At 39.6% G+C, this 22,006-nt stretch carries 21 protein-coding genes; 4 read left to right on the top strand and 17 right to left on the bottom strand.

Annotated features, from left to right (window positions below; translation table 11 throughout):
- The 9 genes from AX662_RS10160 to queG all read right to left on the bottom strand — a co-directional run.
- Positions 1-1,828, bottom strand: a 1,828-nt coding sequence (locus tag AX662_RS10160; protein WP_060972362.1) for a GBS Bsp-like repeat-containing protein, incomplete at its 3' end; no start/stop codon positions are given.
- A gap of 157 nt (positions 1,829-1,985) precedes the next feature.
- On the bottom strand, positions 1,986-2,543 hold the full coding sequence (gene lepB, locus AX662_RS10155; protein WP_037601379.1) for a signal peptidase I: 558 nt from the start codon (positions 2,541-2,543) through the stop codon (positions 1,986-1,988).
- A gap of 121 nt (positions 2,544-2,664) precedes the next feature.
- Positions 2,665-3,894, bottom strand: a complete 1,230-nt coding sequence (locus tag AX662_RS10150; RefSeq protein WP_037601376.1) for a tetratricopeptide repeat protein — start codon at positions 3,892-3,894, stop codon at positions 2,665-2,667.
- The gene (locus AX662_RS10145) at positions 3,884-5,062 is read right to left on the bottom strand and encodes an AI-2E family transporter (protein ID WP_037601373.1); all 1,179 of its coding nucleotides are present in this window, start codon (positions 5,060-5,062) and stop codon (positions 3,884-3,886) included. The genes AX662_RS10150 and AX662_RS10145 overlap by 11 nt, the downstream gene beginning before the upstream one ends.
- A gap of 9 nt (positions 5,063-5,071) precedes the next feature.
- Positions 5,072-5,554, bottom strand: coding sequence for an NUDIX hydrolase (locus tag AX662_RS10140; protein WP_037601370.1), 483 nt, complete (start codon positions 5,552-5,554; stop codon positions 5,072-5,074).
- A gap of 153 nt (positions 5,555-5,707) precedes the next feature.
- Positions 5,708-6,637: a permease-like cell division protein FtsX gene (ftsX, locus tag AX662_RS10135; protein ID WP_037597738.1), complete on the bottom strand. Its 930-nt coding sequence runs from the start codon at positions 6,635-6,637 to the stop codon at positions 5,708-5,710.
- On the bottom strand, positions 6,630-7,322 hold the full coding sequence (gene ftsE, locus AX662_RS10130) for a cell division ATP-binding protein FtsE (protein WP_013990672.1): 693 nt from the start codon (positions 7,320-7,322) through the stop codon (positions 6,630-6,632). Before ftsE ends, ftsX begins: the two co-directional genes overlap by 8 nt.
- 86 nt (positions 7,323-7,408) lie before the next feature.
- Positions 7,409-8,507 (bottom strand): peptide chain release factor 2 gene (prfB, locus tag AX662_RS10125; protein WP_096833329.1). Its coding sequence is split into 2 segments (ribosomal slippage): positions 7,409-8,434 and positions 8,436-8,507, totalling 1,098 coding nucleotides; the frame shifts between segments, so codons are not numbered across the junction.
- 52 nt (positions 8,508-8,559) lie between these two features.
- Positions 8,560-9,678, bottom strand: coding sequence for a tRNA epoxyqueuosine(34) reductase QueG (gene queG / locus AX662_RS10120; protein WP_060972361.1), 1,119 nt, complete (start codon positions 9,676-9,678; stop codon positions 8,560-8,562).
- A gap of 93 nt (positions 9,679-9,771) precedes the next feature.
- Between queG and AX662_RS10115 the strand changes: the two genes are divergently transcribed.
- The gene (locus AX662_RS10115; RefSeq protein ID WP_060972360.1) at positions 9,772-10,629 is read left to right on the top strand and encodes a metallophosphoesterase; all 858 of its coding nucleotides are present in this window, start codon (positions 9,772-9,774) and stop codon (positions 10,627-10,629) included.
- A 23-nt stretch (positions 10,630-10,652) separates the two neighbouring features.
- Here AX662_RS10115 and AX662_RS10110 read toward each other — a convergent pair whose 3' ends face one another.
- The 4 genes from AX662_RS10110 to AX662_RS10095 form a co-directional block, all read right to left on the bottom strand.
- Positions 10,653-11,399, bottom strand: a complete 747-nt coding sequence (locus AX662_RS10110; RefSeq protein WP_060972359.1) for an NADPH-dependent oxidoreductase — start codon at positions 11,397-11,399, stop codon at positions 10,653-10,655.
- Between the two features lie 109 nt (positions 11,400-11,508).
- Positions 11,509-14,193, bottom strand: a complete 2,685-nt coding sequence (locus AX662_RS10105; protein WP_060972358.1) for a cation-translocating P-type ATPase — start codon at positions 14,191-14,193, stop codon at positions 11,509-11,511.
- Between the two features lie 264 nt (positions 14,194-14,457).
- Positions 14,458-14,844 (bottom strand): DUF1934 domain-containing protein, encoded by a 387-nt coding sequence (locus AX662_RS10100; RefSeq protein ID WP_060972357.1) that lies wholly within the window; start codon positions 14,842-14,844, stop codon positions 14,458-14,460.
- Between the two features lie 91 nt (positions 14,845-14,935).
- On the bottom strand, positions 14,936-15,793 hold the full coding sequence (locus AX662_RS10095; protein ID WP_060972356.1) for a GNAT family N-acetyltransferase: 858 nt from the start codon (positions 15,791-15,793) through the stop codon (positions 14,936-14,938).
- Positions 15,794-15,971: 178 nt separating this feature from the next.
- Here AX662_RS10095 and yidA point away from each other — a divergent pair, with 178 nt between their 5' ends.
- Together yidA and AX662_RS10085 are read left to right on the top strand one after the other, a co-directional pair.
- Positions 15,972-16,781 carry a sugar-phosphatase gene (gene yidA, locus AX662_RS10090; protein WP_037601351.1) on the top strand — a complete coding sequence of 270 codons (810 nt, stop codon included), beginning with the start codon at positions 15,972-15,974 and terminating at the stop codon, positions 16,779-16,781.
- A gap of 1 nt (position 16,782) precedes the next feature.
- Positions 16,783-17,997 carry an aminoacyltransferase gene (locus AX662_RS10085; RefSeq protein ID WP_060972355.1) on the top strand — a complete coding sequence of 405 codons (1,215 nt, stop codon included), beginning with the start codon at positions 16,783-16,785 and terminating at the stop codon, positions 17,995-17,997.
- 51 nt (positions 17,998-18,048) lie between these two features.
- Here AX662_RS10085 and AX662_RS10080 read toward each other — a convergent pair whose 3' ends face one another.
- From AX662_RS10080 to yycF, 4 genes are read right to left on the bottom strand one after another with little or no spacing between them, the layout of a single operon-like run.
- Complete coding sequence (locus tag AX662_RS10080) at positions 18,049-18,408, bottom strand: YbaN family protein (protein WP_037601345.1); 360 nt, start codon at positions 18,406-18,408, stop codon at positions 18,049-18,051.
- Between the two features lie 59 nt (positions 18,409-18,467).
- Positions 18,468-19,280 (bottom strand): MBL fold metallo-hydrolase, encoded by an 813-nt coding sequence (locus AX662_RS10075; protein WP_060972363.1) that lies wholly within the window; start codon positions 19,278-19,280, stop codon positions 18,468-18,470.
- 5 nt (positions 19,281-19,285) lie between these two features.
- Positions 19,286-20,626, bottom strand: coding sequence for a cell wall metabolism sensor histidine kinase VicK (gene vicK / locus AX662_RS10070; RefSeq protein WP_060972354.1), 1,341 nt, complete (start codon positions 20,624-20,626; stop codon positions 19,286-19,288).
- Positions 20,619-21,326 (bottom strand): response regulator YycF, encoded by a 708-nt coding sequence (gene yycF, locus AX662_RS10065; protein ID WP_037600497.1) that lies wholly within the window; start codon positions 21,324-21,326, stop codon positions 20,619-20,621. The genes vicK and yycF overlap by 8 nt, the downstream gene beginning before the upstream one ends.
- Positions 21,327-21,606: 280 nt before the next feature.
- On the opposite strand from yycF, the gene AX662_RS10060 reads away from it, so the two are divergent.
- Positions 21,607-22,006: ATP-binding cassette domain-containing protein (locus AX662_RS10060; protein ID WP_156430713.1), on the top strand; the 400-nt coding region annotated here is incomplete at its 3' end.

Raw genomic sequence — 22,006 nt, 5'->3', positions numbered from 1 at the left:
GGTATTCTGCATAAGGTTGGTAATAATAAGTTTCGATTCCCTGTGCTGCTGAACTTCCTGAAGCATTGATGTGGATACTTACGAAGATATCCGATTCAGAGGCATTAGCTGCACGAGAGCGATCCGTCAAATCAACATAGGTATCGCTGGTACGTGTGGTCACAACTTGATAACCTTCTGATTCTAGTTTAGCTTTCACACGGCTTTGGATGGCCAAAGTCAAGCTCTTTTCAGAAATACCAAAGTACGAAGCTCCTGGATCATAGCCACCATGGCCAGCATCTAGATAGACAACCTTATTTAAAACATCGTAATTTCCTCTTGATGCCGAACCGATTTTCTTAGGTGCTACCACATCGGCAGAGGTGGCGCCAAAGCCGATATTCTTACCTGAAGCATCAACAATATAGCCATGAACGATGTATTTACCTGAATTCCACTTGTGCTGACTAGCTGAAATAGTCACCTTGTAAGAACCATCATCCTGTTTAGTGGCATTATGCCAAACAAGATCATCCTGACCATTTTGCTCAGACCAAACAGGAATTACCACACCTGAAATACCACTTGGATTCGTCAGATTAGTGATAAGAACGTCAAAAGTTCCACGATTTTTATCATTATTGGTAATAGTCAATGTTCCTTGAGTTTTAGTGATATCAAGTGTCACTTGTTTGCCACCTAGGCCAATGAATTTACCATCATTGTCAACCAAATAGACATGAGAATTATAAAGGCCGCTATCACCTTTATGATTGCTTGAACGAACAGTTACCTTATAGTCTCCATTAGCTTGTTTGGCTGCCTTGTACCAAATGATATCATCTTGACCGTTCTTTTCTGACCAGGTTGGAACTAGGACTTCTTTGAAGCCACGTGGCGCAATCAAGTTTGAGATAACAAGATCATAGCTACCAGTAGCATTGTTGAGACCAGTGATAGCAAGCTCAGCTTTGGGATATTGACTCTCTACTCCTTCATTTTCTACGGTAGAAATGGAATTATTGCACATTGCATCCCATTCATAAAGTTTATAGGCTTCGATCAAACGGATAAGTTTTCCGGGATAACTTGGATCTGTCGCATATCCTGCATTCTTCAGTTCCTGAGCCGCAATGCGATAATCTGTTACGTTCACAACTTTTCGGTAATTGTCTTTTCGCCACTCGGTACTCGTGAAAAATTTTGCATGGTCTACTACGCTATCATTCCATGAGGCATATTTTCGAAAAGCAGCATTGACTGTGATATAGTCACCATTAAGATATTCCTGTGTAGGTACAGTTACTATTTCTCCATGCCAGTCCTCTGAATCTTTAATGCCAAAAAGATTATTGTTGGGAACCTTAGCAAGTTGAGAGCTTCCCCAACCACTTTCTAGAATAGCTTGCGCTGCCGTGATAGATGGAAGGATTCCTTCTTTGGCTCCATCCATGGCTCCTTGCTTAATGGCACTAAGAAATTGACGTTGATTCTGATCAATTTGGCTAGTATCATCTGCCTCTTGATAAGAGCTTGTGGTCACAGAACTATTGGTTAAGACAGCTATTTTTGAAGAATCTTCTAGACTAGTTTGCTTCTCCTCTAATACCCCTTCACTTTGTAGATTCATTTGACTCGTTGAATCATCGTGTACTCCTGCTTCAGAGTAGCTTGCCGCATGATTATCAGAATTTTCTTTCAAAGATGAAGATGTATCAGTTGGCGACAACATTTCATCTGCTTTCGCCGAATGACCAGACATTCCTAAAAATAAGATTGTCAGCATGACACCGCACAGTCCATAAGCTTTACTTTTCTTAAATCCAAAATGAAATCCTAATTGCATCATAATTTCCTTTTCTACTTACAATTTCTACTAATTCATTTTAAAACGATGAAACTATCAGTATCATAACGTCATAATATGAACTATCACCAATTTATTCGCAAAAAAAGCTAGAAACTTATCAAAAGTTCCTAGCTTTTTTAGTAGTATTGAAATATTAATCGACATCAACGAAACCAAAACGTGATAGAGGATACAATCTGAAAGAGATGACACCTTTAATTTGATCTTTGTCAATGAGACCAAACTTACGACTATCATCTGTATTACGACGATTATCGTTCAGTACAAGGTACTGCCCCTTTTCAATCTTAGTTTGTTTATTATCTGTCAATGTTGCAATGGAAAAATCATCAGTGAAGAAATTCCCAGGTGAAACTGTCGCCAAATAAGCTGATTTACCCTTACTAATATAGGCTTCGTCAACTGACTTATCATTAACATAAAGGAAATCATCCATAGCTGTCACGCTCTTACCCTCATCAGCAATAACACGCCCAATGTATTCTTTACCATTAACTGTATAAAGAATAAAATCTTTTTTCTGAGGCTTAACATTTTTATTGAAAGTAACATAGTCACCAGCATGAATATAGTCATTAGCCTGACCTTCAGTCACACGGTGTGTTGAGAAGACAAAAGCTCTCAACAACAAAATCATTACAATGGCAAGAACTGCTATGATAATATTTCGAATTAAATCTCTCTTAACCATATTCACTCCTTATGGGTTCTAATAAAATCATAACATAAATAGAGAAATAAAAAAAGAGGGAGTGAGCAAGCCCAATGTATCTCTCCCTCTCTTAAACCCAATGATTAAAACGTTTCACAGCTTAATAGTCCTCAAGAAATGTTTGCATATTGACATCATCTGGAACTAAGGCAAGGTATTTTTCAGCCGTTGCACGCGCCTGATCCCTGTAACCAAATTCACGCAAAATATATGCATAATCATGGAGGAATTCAGGATTTTCAGATAAATCTTTAGCCAAATCTTGATAGATTTGAAAAGCTTCTTCATCATCATCAAGAGCTTGGTAGGCCTTGGCAATGTTCCAACGAGCCAAAACAGAATCAACTTCATAATCGGCTAGAGCCACTAGATCCTCGTAACGTTCTTCTTCCAAATAGAGCGTACTTAATCGTAAGATAATCTCATCTTGGTCCTCAGCCAATGGCAAGGCTTGCTTCAAATAAGATTCAGCAGATTGAGTGTCATGCAACTCGTAGGATAACTGTGACGCTAGCAAAAGTAATTGAACATCAAAGGCATTTTTAGAAATCCCTTGTTGTGCCATTCGTAAAGCTTCTTCGGTTTTATGTTCTGCATGTAACGACAAGGCGTAAATATACTCATAACCTTCGAAGTCAGCAGACATGGTTTCTATCTGCTTAAAGTAAAAATTAGCTTTTTGATACTCTTCTTGATCATAGAGCAAAGTGGCTAACTCAAAAGCAACGGTATCATCATACTCAATTTCAATAGCTTTTTCCAAAAATTCACGAGCAGCTTCAAACTTTCCAAGACTGGCATAAGCCTTACCAATGCGTTCATAAGTAGAAACGCCAGTCATCGCAAGAAGATCACGATTATCTAATTTAGCATAGTAATGAATAGCTTGTTCAAAATTTCCAAGTTCAAACTCCATCTCAGCCAAACCAAAAATAATCAATGAGTCATCTGATAATTGACTTGCCTCCAACAACTTATCACGTGCCACATCAGTTAAGCCCTCCATTTGGTAGAGGTCAGCCTTTACAATTAAAGCAGACAAATAGTCGTCAGAGTCTTCAGGTATGGCATCCAAATAGAGAAAAGCCTCTTCAATATCACCATCTTCGGCAGCAATTTGTGCTAGATTGACATTAACCTCTGGAAAATCAAAGCGAACTTTTTCATAAATTTCCTGTGCCTGTGGTAAGAAACCAATAGATTCTAAGTATTGGCCCAACTCAACAAGAACCTCTGCAGGATCCTCTCGTAAAGCTTTTTTAAAATATTTGTCTGCGTGGTCTAAATCTTGGTTTCCAATAGAGGCAACCATTTTTTCGCTATTTAACATCGTCTTTTTGTCCTTCATTTTCTAAATCATCTTGATAAAGATTACTTACAGAACGGTACCAATCAAAAATCTCTCTAACAACAACCTTGACAGAGGCATAAATTGGAATCCCCAATAAGACACCCCAAACACCGTAAAGAGAACCTGCTGTCAAGAGAATAAACATAATGGTAATCGGGTGAATACTTAGTTTATTCCCCAAAACGAGTGGAGAAACAAAACGTCCCTCAATAGTTTGCTCGATAACAAAAATGATGAGGACCTTGATTAACATAGCAGGACCTTGAACCAATCCCATAATAACAACTGGTACCATAGCAAGAAAACTTCCCAGATAAGGAACCATGTTTAGAAAACCTGCCATAATACCGAAAGTCATACCATATCGAAGACCTACAATCTTAAACATAATACAGAACATGATGGCAACAACAATAGCGACTGTAACCTGGCCTTGAACATAACCTTCGAGCTGACTATTAATATCTGAAAGCATACGAACAGTTGTTTCACGAAAGCGAGTTGGTAAGGCTGAGACAAAGCTATGTTTCATCTTTTGGCTATCTCTTAAAAGGTAGAAGAGAATGAAAGGTGCCAAAATGATAGCTACTGTCACCCTTGCTACTGTGCTCGCAAAAGTTCCAACCCATGTCAAAGCCGATGAAGAAAAGTTTTCAGCATAATTGACCATTCTCGCTGAGAAATCACTAAGCATGGACTCTAAATCACCATGGAAGTTGGAAAGAATAGGAAGATTAATCCAACGTTCCGTTTCACTATTGGCACGTGCAATATATGATGGTGCATTTCGTATCAAAATCAAAATTTGATTTTGTAAGCTTGGAATAGCTGTTGAAATCCCCCAAACCAAGAGCAAGCCAAGGATAGCGTATATGACCAAGATAGACATGGTTCGACTCAATCCCGTTCTTTCTACAAGTAGTACCAAAGGTTTTATTAAATAATAAAGGAGCATGGAAATAACCAATGGCAACATAATAATGGTCATAAACTGGATGACGGGTGAAAAAATGGGACTAATCTTGGTAAAAATCAAAACCGTCAAACCAATCAAAAGTAAGATGAAAAAGGCTACGACAGCCTGATTATTCAATATCCACTTAAAAAACCATGTTTCTGAAAAATCTTCTGTTTTTTTACGCTTCATAGTTCCTCCCTATTTATCATAAAATGTTACAGTTTTATCTACCAAGTTCTGGTTACGATCGTAGCTAAATTTTGCAGAGAAGAATGGTCTATCTTCAAGGATCCACTTAAAAATCTCATAGTCACCTTCCCAAGTTGGTTTAGATAAGACCTCATCATATGGTACCCATTCAAGCGTTCCTTCACGAGACTCCTCATCTGAGATGAGTTCTCCTTCAAAACCAGTTACCTTAAAGACATAGGTGTACCAATCATGACCAGGGGTAAATTCTGGGAAGGTAATCATACCTTTAAAATCCATATCAGTCACTGTAAAATGTGTTTCCTCGAGAATTTCACGGCGAGCACATTCATCTGGAGTCTCTCCAGCTTCTAGTTTTCCCCCGACAGAAATCCACTTTCCTTCATGAACATCATTAGGCTTTTTATTACGATGTAGGAGCAAAAGCTCCTTTCCATTGTCAATATAACAAATGGTAGCTAACTTTGTCATAATGCATCTCTTTTCCAATGTTTTTTAATATTATACCAAATATGGGATTGGATTTGGGCTTTGAGCATGACCATTTTCAGATAAAGCTGAAATCTCTTCTTCTGAATCTCTAGACAAACAAAAAGAGAACCTAAATAGTTCTCCTTTAATCTCTTAGTATTTCAAATAACGGCGCATTGCCATACGCGACCCAATCGAACCGATAATAATACCGACTGCGAAGAGGGTTCCGATAACCGCATAGACAAACCACTCTGGATCATACAACGAAATACCACCTTTGACAAAATCTGGATTCAAAGATGAGTAAACCATGTGATACAAAAGATAAATGAGCCCAGAAGGAATGATGGCACCAAGTGCTCCAATCCAAGCACCTTCCATCAAGTAGGGACGACGAATGTATGAATTCTTAGCACCTACCAAACGCATGATTTGAATTTCAGTCGCACGTGACATAATGGTAATACGGATAGTATTTGAAATCAATAGGACAGCCACAATAGTTAAGAGTGCTGTGGCAATGATTCCCCAAAATTGAACACGTTTCATAGTGGACATCAGAATTTCAGTATCTGAGCCACCAAAGTTAGCATTATCAACACCCTGAATGGCTTTTGCTTCCTTGGCAACTCGACTGACATCATCTGGTGATTTCGTTTGAACAATGTAAACATCTGAAAGAGGGTTGGCATCTCCAGTAGCTGTCTCGAAACTTGAACCCATCGTTTCAATCAGTTGTTTCTTTTGTTCTTCTTTACTAGAGAAAGTAACCTTATCTACACCTTTGATTTTGGTCAGAGCATCATAAATCTTATGGTAGTCTTTATTAGCAACAATCTGTCCAGAAAGTTCCTTGACTGTTTTCGAGGCATCTGATGAATCTGGATCCAAGTAGACATTGACCTGAATATTCTTTTCAATATCTGAAGCCAATTTCTGCGTATTTAAAATAACAGAGCCAAAGACACCTAAAAGTGAAAGAACAATCATTACCGAAAATACTGCTGTAAGTGTCGACAATAGATTACGTTTGAGATTCTTAATCGATTCTCCTAAATGGCGGAAAAAGCGTCTAATCATGGTAACCGTACTCTCCTTCCTCTTCATCACGAACAATACGTCCTTCTTCAATCGCTACGACACGATGACGAAGGTTATTAACGATAGTTGAGTTATGGGTTGCCATTATAATGGTAGTCCCTTGCAAGTTAATACGTTCAAGGACTTGCATAATTTCCCATGAAATCTCTGGGTCCAAGTTCCCCGTTGGTTCATCCGCAATCAACACTTTTGGATTATTGACGATAGCACGCGCAATAGCGACACGTTGTTGCTCACCACCAGACAATTGATTTGGGAATGAACGCATCTTGTGTTTAAGACCAACCAACTCGAGAACCTCTGTCACCCGTTTCTTGATATGACGAGGTTTCTCACCAATAACTTCCATGGCATAGGCAACGTTTTCAAAAGCTGTTTTCTTTGGAAGGAGTTTATAATCCTGGAAAACAACTCCAATAGAACGTCTTAAGAGTGGAACATCTTTCTTACGAAGTCGGGTTAAATCAAACTCTCCAACCTTCATAGAACCACTCGTTAATTTTTCTTCTTGGTAGAACAAGCGAATTAGACTTGATTTACCAGCACCTGAAGGGCCGACTAAGTAAACAAACTCCCCAGAGTTAACAGACAAATCAATGTGTCTAAGGGCTGTTGTCGACTTATCATACTTCTTAGTAACATCTTTTAATTCAATAAGAGCCATAATGTCAGTATTCAACTACTAAAATAGCTGAAGCCTTCCTTTCATTGAGATAGAGTATCTAAATACTTAAAAATAGTATATTTTTACTATTCTTCCATACGCCACTTGAGGTAGGCATCGATGAAGCCTTCAATATCCCCATCCATTACCTTATCAACCTGGGCAACTTCATAGCCTGTACGGTGATCTTTAACCATGGTATATGGCGTGAAAACGTATGAGCGAATTTGGCTTCCCCAAGTGATTTCTTTCTTATCACCTTTCAAAGCATTCACTTCTTCTGCTTTCTTTTCTTGCTCCATTTGATAGAGCTTAGCTTGAAGCATCTTCATCGCACGGTCGCGGTTTCCGTATTGTGTACGGTCGACCGTTGAAGCTACAACAATACCTGTTGGAATGTGGGTCAAACGCACACCTGTAGACACTTTGTTGACGTTCTGACCACCAGCACCACCTGAGCGGAATGTATCCATCTTGATATCATCATCACGAATCTCAACTTCAATGGTATCATCCAATTCAGGCATGACTTCCACTGATGTAAATGAAGTGTGACGACGCTTAGCAGAATCAAATGGTGAGATACGAACCAAACGGTGGACACCCATTTCTGACTTGAGGAATCCATATGCATTAGGTCCCTCAAAAGCAAGGGTTACAGATTTGATTCCAGCCTCATCACCCGCCTGATAATCCAAAGTTTCTACCTTGAAACCTTTGGCATTTCCATAACGTTGGTACATACGGAGCAACATATCAGCCCAGTCTTGAGCTTCTGTCCCACCAGAGCCTGGGTGAATTTCCAGGATGGCATTATTATGATCATATGGTTCAGACAAGAGCAATGTCATCTCGTAACTTGTCATAATCTTATCAAGCTTTTCGAGTGTTTCTTCAAGCTCTTCTTGAACACTATCATCTTCTTCCAACATTTCTAAATAAAGCTCTGTCTCGTCAGAGAGTTCTTGCATATTATTGAAAGTTTCGTATTTCATTTTTAGCTCATTTAACTCTTGTGAGGTCTTTTGAGCTGCAATATTATCATTCCAAAAGTCTGGCTCAGTCATTCGGTTTTCGAGGAGCGCAATGTCCTCTTCCAAACGATCTAAGTCAAAGAGACCTCCCGAAGCTCACGAGCTTCTCTTGATTTTCAGAGATTTTTTGGCGAATTTCTGCCACTTCCATGGATAGGTTTCCTCCATTTTATAGTATTATGCTTAATTCTAGCATAAATCACTTAAATTTGCCATTTTGCACACACAAGCTCCCACTCCGCTTGGGATTCTTCATCCTTAGGTGACAGTTCCCTCATGTAATCTAACATAGCCTCATCGGGTTTCTTAACAATCTCACCGAGAGCCCAAATGGCAGTCGCTGTATGGATGGGATTATTATTCTTATCAATTATCTCCATCAGTTTGACAATAGCATTGCGATCATGTAGGTTAGCCAAGGCAATAATAGCATTACGTTGAAGAATATTCTTCCCGCGCCATGAACCGGCAATCATCCCAAATTTCTCCTTGAAAGATTTGTTGGTCAGCTCAAGAAAAGGAAGTAATTCGGGCATGGCAAGCTCAGGATCAATGTCCGAAGCCAGTGGATTATCGATACCTCTGTTATATGGACAGGAAATCTGACAAATGTCACAACCATAGATAACAGTCTTTATCTTCTTTCGAAACTCCATATCCATCATGCCTTTATCCTGTGTTTGAAAGGATAGGCAACGACGGGCATTCATGGTCCCATCGCCAATGAGACAAGATGTCGGGCAGGCATCCAAACAACGATGACAATCCCCACAACCATAGTCTACTTCTTGGTCTGGTTCAATCTCTAGATTAGTGATAAGCTCGCCAAGATACATGTAGGACCCGTATTCTTTCGAAATCACTAGTCCATTCTTCCCGATAAAGCCAATACCAGCTCGCTTGGCCACTGCTGTATCGACCAGAGCTCCAGTATCCACCATACCTTTATATTCGAAGTTTTCCGTCAGTTTTTCAATGCCTTCTGCCAAGCGTTTTAGTTTGTCCTGCAAAACATAGTGGTAATCTAGACCCCATGAATTTGGAGTGATTTTGCCACGCTTATATTCTGTTTTTTGGGGTTGTTGTGGTAGCTTATGCGGATAGGCAACTGCAATGGAAATGATGGTTTTAGCTGATTCCAAGGTCAACTTAGGATAAATACGCTCTTCAATATTTTTATGTTCAAAACCTGTTGTTCGCCCTTCTTCGACACCAAGTCGAAGGGATTTTTCCAGATAGGCGAAATCATCGGCGGTTGTAAAACCAATTTTTGAAATGCCAATCTCCTTGGCCATCTTTTGTATTTCTAATTTGATATCCATATTCTTATCATAATGAAATTGTAGTCTAAGGGCAAGTATTTTCCACCATCTTCATTTACAGACAAGCCTTAACCTTTTTGTTACAATGTTTCTATGACGAGACTTGCAGTAATGAGTGATTTACATATTGATATAAATCACTTTGAAACATATGAAATTGATACTCTTATAAAGTGCCTAAAAAATCAAGAGGTTAGCCATCTCCATATCGCTGGTGATATTTCTAACCATTATTTTATCGACACAAAACCCTTTCTACGGAAACTGTCTAAGGAGGTCAAGGTCACCTATAATTTAGGCAATCATGATATGCTTGATTTAGAAGATGACCTTATTGATAATCTTGATTTTCAGGTGATAAATTTAGGTAGTAAGACATTATTAGCTTTTCATGGCTGGTATGACTATTCCTATTCAGATGAAACGTTAGATAAGATTCTTAAACGTAAGAAACAACTTTGGTTCGACCGAAGACTTAAACGATTGGGGACTGATCCGGATATCTGTCAAACTAGTCTTAAAAGGTTAGATAATGTCTTAAGTGAGTTAGACACTAGTAACCTTATAGTTGCCATGCATTTTGTTCCTCACAGCCGCTTTACCATGACGCATCAACGTTTTGCACCTTTTAATGCCTACTTAGGCTCGGAAAAATTCCACCAGATTTTCGCCAAGCATGGCGTTAAAGATGTTGTTTTTGGTCATGCCCACAGAAGTTATGGGACAGTACCAATTGATGGCGTAACCTATCACTCGCGTCCTCTTGGATACCGACGAGAATGGGATTTAACCATCAACTTTGTTTCCAATCACCCTGAACTCAATCCTACTGGAACATGGAACCTCTCCAAACGTTACAACCTGGTCAAGAAACGGTCGGAGTTTTTAGAATATGAAAAAAAGGAACTGGCAAATGAGTTCCTTTCATCCATGACACTATTTGATTTGTAGAACGACTCTTTAGGAGTCGTTTTTTAGTCGGTGAAAAATCCCTGCTTTTGAAGGTCCTTCAAGGTATTCGCACGATTGGCAACGGATTGATCCATTGTCTTTGCAATCTGTGTTGTAAATTCATCAACTCTGTTATTGAGATCACGAAGGTCATAATACTCATGAACTTCAGCGTCGTAATCTTTTAACTCCTCTAAGGGATGTTCTAAGTCTCGATAATAATTTTCCATATGGATGACGTGACGGGGTAAACGAGGTTTAAGCTGCGGTTCTTGATCTGGCCAACCAACTGCTAATCCTACTGCTGGATAGACATACTTTGGAAGTTTGAGAAGCTCTGAAAGTTTAGCGTTATCATTCAAGATACTGCCAAGGTAAACTGTTCCCATACCTAAACTCTCAGCAGCTACTACCATATTTTGAGCAGCTATCATAGCATCCGAGAAGGCCGAGATAAAGCGTTCGGGACTACCTTGGACCAAGGCTTCAGCGCCTTTTGCCTCTGCAATCAGTGTGTTACGTCTTTGGTCCACAACAAATACAAAAAGATGCCCAGCATTTGGAATATAAGGCTGGTTGGCAATCTCTGCAATTTCTTTCTTCAATGTTTCATCAGTAATACTGATAATCGAATAGGACTGTCTAAAATTACTCGTTGCTGTATGTCTTGCAACATCAACCAAAAGGTTAACTTCTTCTCGTGTCAAAGCTAGAGGTTTAAATTGACGGATGCTACGGTGATTGAGTTGTGTCTTAATAGTCTCGTTCATAGCCTTCTCCTTAACTTGTGATCATTTCTCTTCAATTATAAACAAGACTCCTCCTGAATTCAAGATGTGATAAGAAAAAGCCAGAGACCATTATCTCTGACTTTATGTCTTAAATAGCGTCCTTATCCTTACCAAGGGCACGTTGAATAGCTTTGACTAATTCAACCAATACCACAATCAAGAAAGAACCTACAATAACTGCAAGCCATTGTGTCAGACTAAGGTGTGACACATGGAAGAGGTTATTAAATCCAGGCACTACAATAGTTGCCATCAAAAGAACGAAGGCTACTGGAATTGCCCAGTTGAAAGTCTTGTTTCTAAAGAGACCAACTTTAAAGACTGATTGATACACAGATTTAACGTTAAAGGCATGGAGCAACTGAATTAATCCAAGTGTTGCAAAAGCCATTGTAAGGGCATCCGCATGAATTTCTGCTTGTGTATGGTGCTCTGGGAAGACAAGGCCCCAACCATATACTGCAAGAACGAGGATGGTTTGGAAAACACCTTGATACATGATAGCACCGAAGACACCACCATCAAAGAAGTTCGATTGACGTCCACGAGGTTTATGAGTCATAATACCTGGTTCTGCTGGCTCAACACCAAGAGCGATGGCTGGAAGGGTATCTGTTACCAAGTTAATCCAGAGAAGGTGTACTGGTTGAAGCACATCCCAACCAAACAGTGTGGCAAAGAAGATAATAAAGACTTCGGCCATGTTGGCTGACAAGAGGTACTGGATTGATTTTTGAATATTTGAGAAGACCTTACGCCCTTCTTCTACGGCAACAATAATTGTCGCAAAGTTATCATCGGCAAGGACCATATCAGAAGCTCCCTTAGAAACCTCTGTACCTGTGATTCCCATACCGATACCAATATCAGCAGTCTTAAGTGAAGGCGCATCATTAACTCCGTCACCTGTCATGGCAACAACCTTGCCATCATTTTGCCAAGCCTTGACGATACGAACCTTGTGTTCAGGAGACACACGCGCATAGACAGAGTACTGTTTGAAGACTTTCTGGAATTCTTCATCAGAAAGCTCATTAAGCTCAGCGCCAGTAAAGACATGATCTTCCGTATCATTTGGATCGATGATACCGAGACGCTTGGCAATGGCTTCTGCCGTATCTTGGTGGTCACCTGTAATCATAATTGGACGGATACCCGCTTCTTTAGCGACACGAACAGCTTCTGCCGCCTCAGGACGTTCTGGGTCAATCATACCTACCAAGCCTGAGAAAATGAGATCAGACTCAACAACCTCAGATTCCAAGGTAGGAATATCATTCGTTGTCTTATAAGCCATCATCAAGACACGAAGAGCTTGTTTTGCCAAGTCCTTATTAGTCGCAAGGATAGCTTGTTTATCTTCATCCGTGATAGGACGAACCTCACCATTGATTTCAATACGAGTCACACGTTTGAGCAATTGGTCAGGCGCACCCTTGACGGCTACAAAGTATGTACCATCCGCTTCCTTATGGATAGTAGACATGAGTTTACGGTCAGAGTCAAATGGCAACTCTGCCACACGAGGCTCTGATTTCAAGACGTCACGAACATCAAAGTTGTGGTCCAAACCAAATTGAACAAGGGCTGTTTCCGTTGGATCCCCAATTAGCTTACCATCTGGGTCCACCTTGGTATCATTGGCAAAGTTCATAATACGAAGGGTTGTATTGTCAGCACCAAGTTCTGTAGCAGCGCTTTGCAATTGACCGTTTGTATAGACTTTTTCAACAGTCATTTGGTTCATGGTTAAGGTACCAGTCTTATCTGATGCGATAATCTCAGTTGAACCAAGAGTCTCAACAGCTGGCAATTTACGAACAATCGAATTGCGTTTGGCAAGAGTCGTTGTTCCAAGTGACAAGAGAATCGTTACAATAGCAGGCAAACCTTCAGGAATCGCTGCAACGGCTAGAGCAACGGCAACCATCAAGCCTTCGAGGGGCTGTTCACCACGAATGAAGACACTAACCAAGAATGTCACTAAGGCAATAGCAATAATAAGATAAGTCAAAGTCTTAGACAATTGCTCCAAGCTTTGCTTCAACGGTGTTTGTGATTCGTCCGCATTAGCTAGCATATCAGCAATCTTACCAACTTCAGTATACATACCAGTATTGGTAACCACTCCAGTACCACGACCGTAAGTAACGTTTGAGTTTTGGTACCCCATATTCACACGGTCACCAATTCCGGCTTCTGCTTCAACCGTCTCAGTAATATCCTTTTCAACTGGAACGGATTCACCTGTAAGGGCTGCTTCTTCAATCTTAAGTGAGGCAGCTTCGAGCAAACGCATATCAGCTGGAACAACATCACCAGCTTCAAGCAAGACGATATCTCCAGGAACCAACTCGCGTGAATCAATTTCAACCACATTGCCATCACGACGCACACGAGCCAGAGGGCTTGACATGTTTTTAAGAGCTTCAATAGCCGCTTCTGCTTGTCCTTCTTGATAAACACCAAAGGCTGCATTCAAAACAACAACGGCTAAAATAATGCAAGCATCGGTCAGACCATGCATACCTTCTGTAATAACAGAAAGGGCGGCTGCGACAAGCAAGATGATAATCATCAAATCTTTAAACTGATCGATGAATTTTGACAAGAGGCTGCGTTTTTCACCTTCATCCAACTCGTTATAGCCATAGGCATCCAATCGTTCCTTGGCTTGTGCAGTAGACAAACCATCAATGGAAGTGTCCAAGCTTTTTAGGACTTCTTCCTCTCCTTGTGTGTAAAACAAGGCTTTACTTTGTTCTTTAGACAAAATAATCTCCTCCTTCTTTATAGGGAAAAATGGCTAACAAGACTCTTTTTATATAAAAAATTATACAAAAAGAGACTTGTTTAATTAAAAACAAGTCTCGCTGTTTAAGAATATGCCGGAAATGTAAAATTTCGTAATGACGACATAATCGCAACTGTTAATCAAATCTCATGATTAAAGTTGCCTGCTACTCCCTTATTTGTACTTTACATTTTATCATAAATTATTCTTTATTCAAGCAAAATGATTCTATTTTTTCAAAAATTAAAACCAAGAAACCTCTAATTCATAATCAGCAAAAACGTCTTCTGTTTCTGGATGTTTCAATTGATAATGAATATCAACTGTCTTTCCATTTGGGTCATGGGCGAATAGACTAGTATCTGTCAGAAAATGCTGGGTACCAAGTGGTGTCGGTATGTTGACCAAGGCAGGGACCTTAGCCGAAAAACGCATAATGGATTTAGGATTAGAAAAGCGTGTCATCACTAGCTCATCCTGATTCAACTTAATAACCACTTTTTCTTTCTCGGAATTATGGTGAACAAGATAAGTAAAGTCTCCTTTTTCCATAACCTCACAAGTGTGGATTTCTTCGATAATCTCCGTTTGATCGCCTACTTTTATTTTGTTTTTAATTTTAATTTCCATTAAGTATTCCTTCTATTCTAAAACTATTTTTCTACTTAAGATAATAGCAACTCTATACTAAAAGAGAGTATCAGTATTGCGTCTACCATTTCTATTTCAAGTAAACCACCTGGGTCTGTTTAACAAAGCCGATATTTTCATACAAACGTTTGGCTCCAATATTGCTATCTTCTACTGCAATTTGAAAGGGCTTGTCGTTATGCGCAATGAGTTGATTGACGACTGATTTTGCCAGATAGCTGCCATAGCCCTGTCCACGATAAGCTTCAGCAATCGCAAGTCCATAGAGGTAGTTGCTATTCCCAGATAAATCGACCGTACACACTCCAATGACCTGAGCTTCTTTGAGGAGGATGTAAAGTAGGCCATCGGAATCCTTCAAGGCCTCTGTAATGTATCTGCGACTCACATCGAGCGTTTCCTCTGGATCAGAAAAGGCTTGGTGATGGAGTTGGGCAATTTCATCTAGGTAAGAAGGTTCAGCTAAGAGCACCTTGACATCTGAACGAGAATCCAGAGCATATGGTGTTTTATCTCGTCCTAGCCAGGTTTCGGTCTCTTCATCCTCAACCACCCCCCAATGACTTGCCAGATTAGGATGACGATCTAGAAAAATACGCTCTGTCTGAAAGGTCACTGAGCGAATAGGGTAAGGTGCCGTTTCCTTCTGAAATTTGTCAAACAAACTCCTCGCAATGCCTTTGCGGCGATAATCTGGGGCAACTAAAATCGCCACTTCCACATCATGGTCATCCGCATAAACCGTTAATAAACCAAGCAACTCTCCCTCTTGATAATAGAGGAAAAAGGCCGGCATATCGGGATCAAAATTAAGCATATTGGAGAGATAAGGTTCTCGAAAGGTTTGGTCATAGGCTTGACAGCTAGCAATCAATGCTTTTGCTGCCTTTCGTTCTTTTTCCGTCAATTGGTTGGTTGCTCGAATCACTCTTGTCTCTCCTTTATTTGTCTGACCTTATTTTACCAATTAAAAAGCATTTGAGCAATTTTTACCTAAACTACTTCTTTAAAGAGGCAATAATACTTTTCTCAGGAAGAACTATGACAAAGCGCCTAAATTTTAGTAAAATAGAAGGGAAACTAACTAAACGAAACAGGTAATTATTATGTCTATTAAACTTATTGCAGTTGATATTGATGGAACGCTTTTAAATAGCCAACGTCAAGTTACACCGGAAGTCTTTCAAGCCATTCAAGATGCCAAGGCTGCTGGTGTAAAGGTTGTTATCGCGACTGGTCGTCCTATTCCTGGGGTGCTTCCTCTTCTTGAAGAACTTAACCTCAACCAAGACGGAGATTATGTTATCACCTTCAATGGTGGGCTTGTCCAAGAAACTTCTACTGGTAATGAATTAATTCGTGAGACACTCTCATACGAAGATTACCTTGACATTGAGGTTTTGGCTAACAAGCTTGGTGTTCATTCTCACGCTATTACTAAAGATGGTATCTACACAAGTAATCGCAACATTGGCCGCTACACGGTTCATGAGTCTACACTTGTTCATATGCCGATTTACTATCGTACACCTGAAGAGGTGGCTGACAAGGAATTCGTTAAGGCCATGTATATCGATGAACCTGAAATTCTTGATGCAGCTATTGCCAAACTTCCACAGGAATTTTATGACCGCTTTACTATTGTAAAATCAACACCATTTTACCTAGAAATCCTCAAGAAAACAGCCAACAAAGGAATTGCTGTAACCCATCTTGCTGAGAAACTCGGTCTTTCTAAAGAAGAAACAATGGCTATCGGTGATGAAGAAAATGACCGTGCTATGCTTGAAGTCGTTGGCTCTCCTGTTGTTATGAAAAATGGTAATCCAGAAATGAAGAAAATTGCGAAACACATCACAAAATCAAATGATGAATCTGGTGTCGCTTATGCTATTAGAAAGTGGGTTCTAGAATAATATGTATACCTATAAAACTGGACTCAGTACTTCTGAGCATGACCGTTTTGTTATAGATAGTCCTCAAACAAACTTATTACAAAGTAGTTCATGGGCAAAAATCAAGGATAGCTGGGGAAATGACCGCCTAGGTTTCTATCAAGATGGTAATCTCGTTGCTGTCGCTAGTGTCCTTATTCAGCCACTCCCTCTTGGATTTTCTATGATTTATATTCCTCGTGGACCTATTATGGATTATCAAGATAAAGACTTGCTCGCCTTTGTTATGGCTTCACTTAAAAAATATGCCAAAACAAAGCGTGCTCTCTTTGTGAAATTTGACCCAAGCCTTTTTGTGACAAAGAACCTGATTTCACAAGAAGCTGAAATCCGTAAAGAGACTATGACGATTGCCAAAGACATCCAGGCTCTTGGCGTTGAATGGACAGGCCTCACTGAAGATATGGCTGAAAATATCCAACCTCGCTTCCAGGCTAACATCCATAAGGAAGATTTCACTGAAGAACAACTCTCTAAGAGCACCAAGCAGGCTGTTCGTACTGCTCGAAACAAGGGGATTTCAGTCCAATTTGGTGGCACTGAGCTTCTTGAACAATTCGCTTCTCTGATGAAGAAGACAGAGGCCCGAAAAAACATCCACCTTCGTGGAATCGATTATTATGAAAAGTTGTTGACTACTTACCCAGAGTCTTCTTACATTACACTCTCAACACTAGATTTACCAGCCCGTCTCAAAGATCTCAATAAACAACTCGAAAAAAACATTGCTGATGCAGCCAAGTTTACTGAAAAAACTAAACCAGGAAAAATCGAGAACAATAAACAAGAACATAAAAGACTAAAAGAAGAAATTGACTTCCTTCAAGAAAAGGTTGATACTGGAAATAAGACGGTCCCACTCTCAGGTACACTCGTTCTTGAATTTGGCAAGACATCTGAGAATATCTATGCAGGAATGGATGAAGACTACCGCCGTTATCAACCGGCTATCCTGACATGGTATGAGACAGCTAATCACGCTTTCGAGCGTGGTGCCGAGTGGCAAAACATGGGAGGAATTGAAAATTCGCTTGATGGTGGCTTGTACAATTTCAAGTCAAAATTTAACCCACGCATTGAACAATTTATTGGGGAATTTAACCTTCCAGTTAGCCCTCTTTACGGACTAGCCAATTTTGCCTATAAACTCCGTAAGAAATTACGTAGCAAACATTAATAATATATAAAATGAGACTCCATCTTGGAAGTCTCATTTTTTGATGATATCTTAGTCTTTATCAGGAATAACCTTAAATAAATAATAGGTGATGAAGACTGTCAAGCAAAAAAGTCCGATTTTCACCCAAAGGATAGGTGCAAAAAAGATTGAAATTCCCATCAAAACATAGATTTGGACGATAATCTTTTTCTTTCGTTCTTTGGCAATTGATTTGGTTTCTCTAAAATCGGCTACATAACTTTGATATAGCTTAGTATGATATAACCATTTCTCAAAACGTTTAGAACTTCTAGCAAAGCAAGCAATGGCTAAAAGTAGAAAAGGTGTTGTGGGTAAAATTGGAAGCGGAATTCCAAGAATTCCCAAACCTAACGACAACATTCCTAGAGAGAGATAAATTACTTTCATGAATACTTTCCTTTTAAAAAGCTGCACTAAACGCATTAGTGTAGCTCTTTTGCTATGTTTTAAATATCTATCAGTGGTGTCGCTGTGTCTGGTGAGGTATCATAAACCTTGAAGTCAGTTCCAACACCAAAGTCAGCACGTGCCAGCTGATTTTCCATCGTCATGTGGGCCAACTCCTTGATATTATTTTCTTTAGAAAGGTGACCCAAGTAGATCTTTTTAGTTTTGTTACCTATGGTACGAATCATAGCATCCGCTCCATCTTCATTACACAAGTGACCTTGATCAGAGAGGATACGTTGCTTAGTTGACCAAGGATATGAACCTGCTCTGAGGATTTCAATATCATGATTGGACTCAATCAAATAGCCATCAGCATTCTCAATAATACCTGCCATGCGATCAGAAACATAACCCGTATCCGTCAGCATGACGAAACTTTTTCCATCTTTCATAAAGCGATAGAACTGTGGATCAATAGCATCGTGACTAACTCCAAAAGACTCAATATCAATGTCCCCAATGGTCAGAAGCTTGTCACGAGAAAAAACATGTTTCTGGCTATTATCAATCTTGCCAAGCATATTTTTACTATCCATAATTTGCCAGGTTTTCTCATTGGCGTAGATATCCATGCCATATTTACGAGCTAAAACGCCTACACCATGGATGTGATCCTTGTGTTCATGAGTAACTAAGATAGCATCCAGATCACTCGGATCACGATCAATTTCAGCTAGCAAACTTGTGATTTTCTTACCAGACAAACCAGCGTCCACAAGAATCTTCTTTTCTGGAGTCTCCAAATAAAAGGAATTACCAGTTGACCCTGAAGCCAAAATACTATATTTAAACCCTAAATCTGAGGTCATTTCTACTACATCTCCCATTCATCAACCATCATGGCATCCTTGTCATATGGAAGCACAATTGTAAAAGTTGAACCCTTACCATACTCACTCTTAGCCCAAATAAAGCCCTTATGTTGTTTAATAATTTCTTTTGCAATGGACAAGCCAAGACCAGTTCCACCCTGAGCACGACTTCTAGCCTTATCAACACGGTAAAAACGGTCAAAAATTAACGGCAAATCTTTCTTAGGAATACCCAAACCTTGGTCAGAAATAGAAACAATCAACTGTGAATCAGTTGTCTTCATAGACACTGTAATCTTACCACCATCGGGCGAATACTTGATAGCATTATTAAGAATATTATCCACGACCTGGGTCATCTTATCTGTATCAATCTCCACCCAAATCGAGTTTACCGGATAATCTCGAATAATTTCGTAAGTTTTACCTGTATTGGTTTCTTGGCTCTTAATCTGATCGAAACGATTCAATATATAGGTCATGAAGGCCGTGAAATTAGTCATTTCAACGTCAAGCTGGGTACTCTTATTGTCAATACGAGACAGTGCCAAGAGGTCAGAAATCATTCGCATCATACGATTGGTCTCATCCAAAGAAACTTTGATAAAGTTAGGGGCAATCTCTTCGTCAAGAGCACCATCATCAAGTGCCTCCAGATAAGATTTTACAGAAGTCAAAGGTGTACGCAACTCATGACTAACGTTTGATACAAAGAGTCGGCGTTCCCGCTCTTCTTTTTCCTGCTCAGTGGCATCGTGAAGGACGGCAACCAGACCTGAGATAAAACCAGATTCTTTACGAATAAGGGCAAAGTTAACGCGTAGGGTCACAAACTCATCGTTGGCATCTCGACGAGACAAATGAATCTCAGGAGTCTTAGATAACAATTCATTATAAGTATAGGGATTTTCGCCATCTAATAAATCTAAAATGGACATCTGTGTCGCTGTTTCAAAATCTAGATTCAACAAACGCTGAGCTGTGCTATTAATCATGGTAATTTGACCACTTCGATTAGTCGCAATGACTCCATCACTCATATAAGAGAGGACTGATGATAAGCGGTTTTTTTCCTGGGCTAGATTTTCATGCGTCAAACGAAAAACGTCCGATAAATCATTCAAGCTGTCAGCTAGCTCTAAAAGCTCTGAATCACCCTTTAAGCGTAACTCCTCATTATACTTACCCGCCATTAGGGACTTGACTCTCTTGGTCAACTTTCGAATATTTTTGACTCGTCGATAATCACGATAAGCAAGAAAAATAAAGTAGAAAGCCACAAAAAGGAGCGTAAAGAGTAAGGCTAGTTCAAAGCTTGTGATGTTTAAGCCAATACTAGTCATAATTCTTCATATAATAACCAACACCACGACGCGTCAAAATATATTCAGGACGACTAGGTGTGTCTTCAATTTTTTCACGGAGACGACGAATGGTTACGTCAACCGTACGAACATCACCAAAATAATCATAACCCCAAACAGTTTCAAGCAAATGTTCACGCGTCATCACTTGTCCCATATGAGTTGCCAAATGGAAAAGCAACTCAAATTCACGGTGTGTGAGTTCGACTTCATTTCCACGTTTTTTAGCAACAAATGCATCTGGAACAATAATCAACTCACCAATTGAAATCTCCTGCTTGCCTGAGTTAGAGCTTTCTTCTGCTGCTGTTTCAATAGTCTCTGTACGACGCAAGTGAGCTTTGATACGTGCCAACAATTCACGATTAGAAAATGGTTTCGTCACATAGTCATCTGCCCCAATTTCTAGCCCGATAACCTTATCAAACTCGCTATCCTTAGCTGAGAGCATGATAATTGGTGTATGATTTGTCTTTCGAATTTCCTTAGCAACTTCTAAACCATCTAGTTCAGGCAGCATCAAGTCCAGGATGACCAAGTCTGGTTTTTCAGCTTCAAACTGCTCCAATGCTTCACGACCATCAAAGGCCGTAACCACTTCATAACCCTCTTTAGTCAGATTAAACTTGATGATATCCGAAATTGGTCTTTCATCATCAACAACAAGAATTTTTTTCATATAAACACCTCATCGGTTTTCTTAAGTCATTCAATTTTGTAAAGTAGAAAACTTTACGTATCAAACATATTATACCAAAAAATAGGTTAAGGACCAAGTTTCTACTATAGATATTAAGCTAATATACAAGCTTTCCTTCTTTTTTGAGATACCTTTGCTATGTGTAATCGGTTAAAAAACGAACCTTATGATTGAATTTTCAAACATTTTTGACATTTTCCTACATATAAAATACACTCTTGTTATTGCATATATTAATGTAAAATTTTAGGAGGCTCTTATGGCACTTATCGAATTTAAAAATGTTAATAAATACTACGGAGATTATCATGCACTTCGTGACATCAATCTAGAAATTGAAAAAGGACAAGTTGTGGTTCTCTTGGGACCTTCTGGGTCTGGGAAATCTCCCCTTATCCGTACAATCAACGCCTTGGAATCAATTGATAACGGTACACTTATCGTTAACGGACATAATGTAACAGAAGCTTCTGCCAAAGACTTGGTTGAGCTTCGTAAGGAAGCAGGGATGGTATTCCAGCACTTTAACCTCTACCCTCACAAAACTGTTCTTGAAAATGTCACTTTGGCACCCATCAAGGTTCTTGGAATCAGTAAGGCAGAAGCTGAAAAGACTGCTGAAAAATTCCTTCGCTACGTTAACATGTGGGACAAGAAAG

Source organism: Streptococcus sp. CCH5-D3, from assembly GCF_001556435.1.
Taxonomy (GTDB): domain Bacteria; phylum Bacillota; class Bacilli; order Lactobacillales; family Streptococcaceae; genus Streptococcus.
The sequence above is the reverse complement of the archived record's forward strand: the minus strand, read 5'-3'. Positions and strand labels throughout refer to the sequence as shown.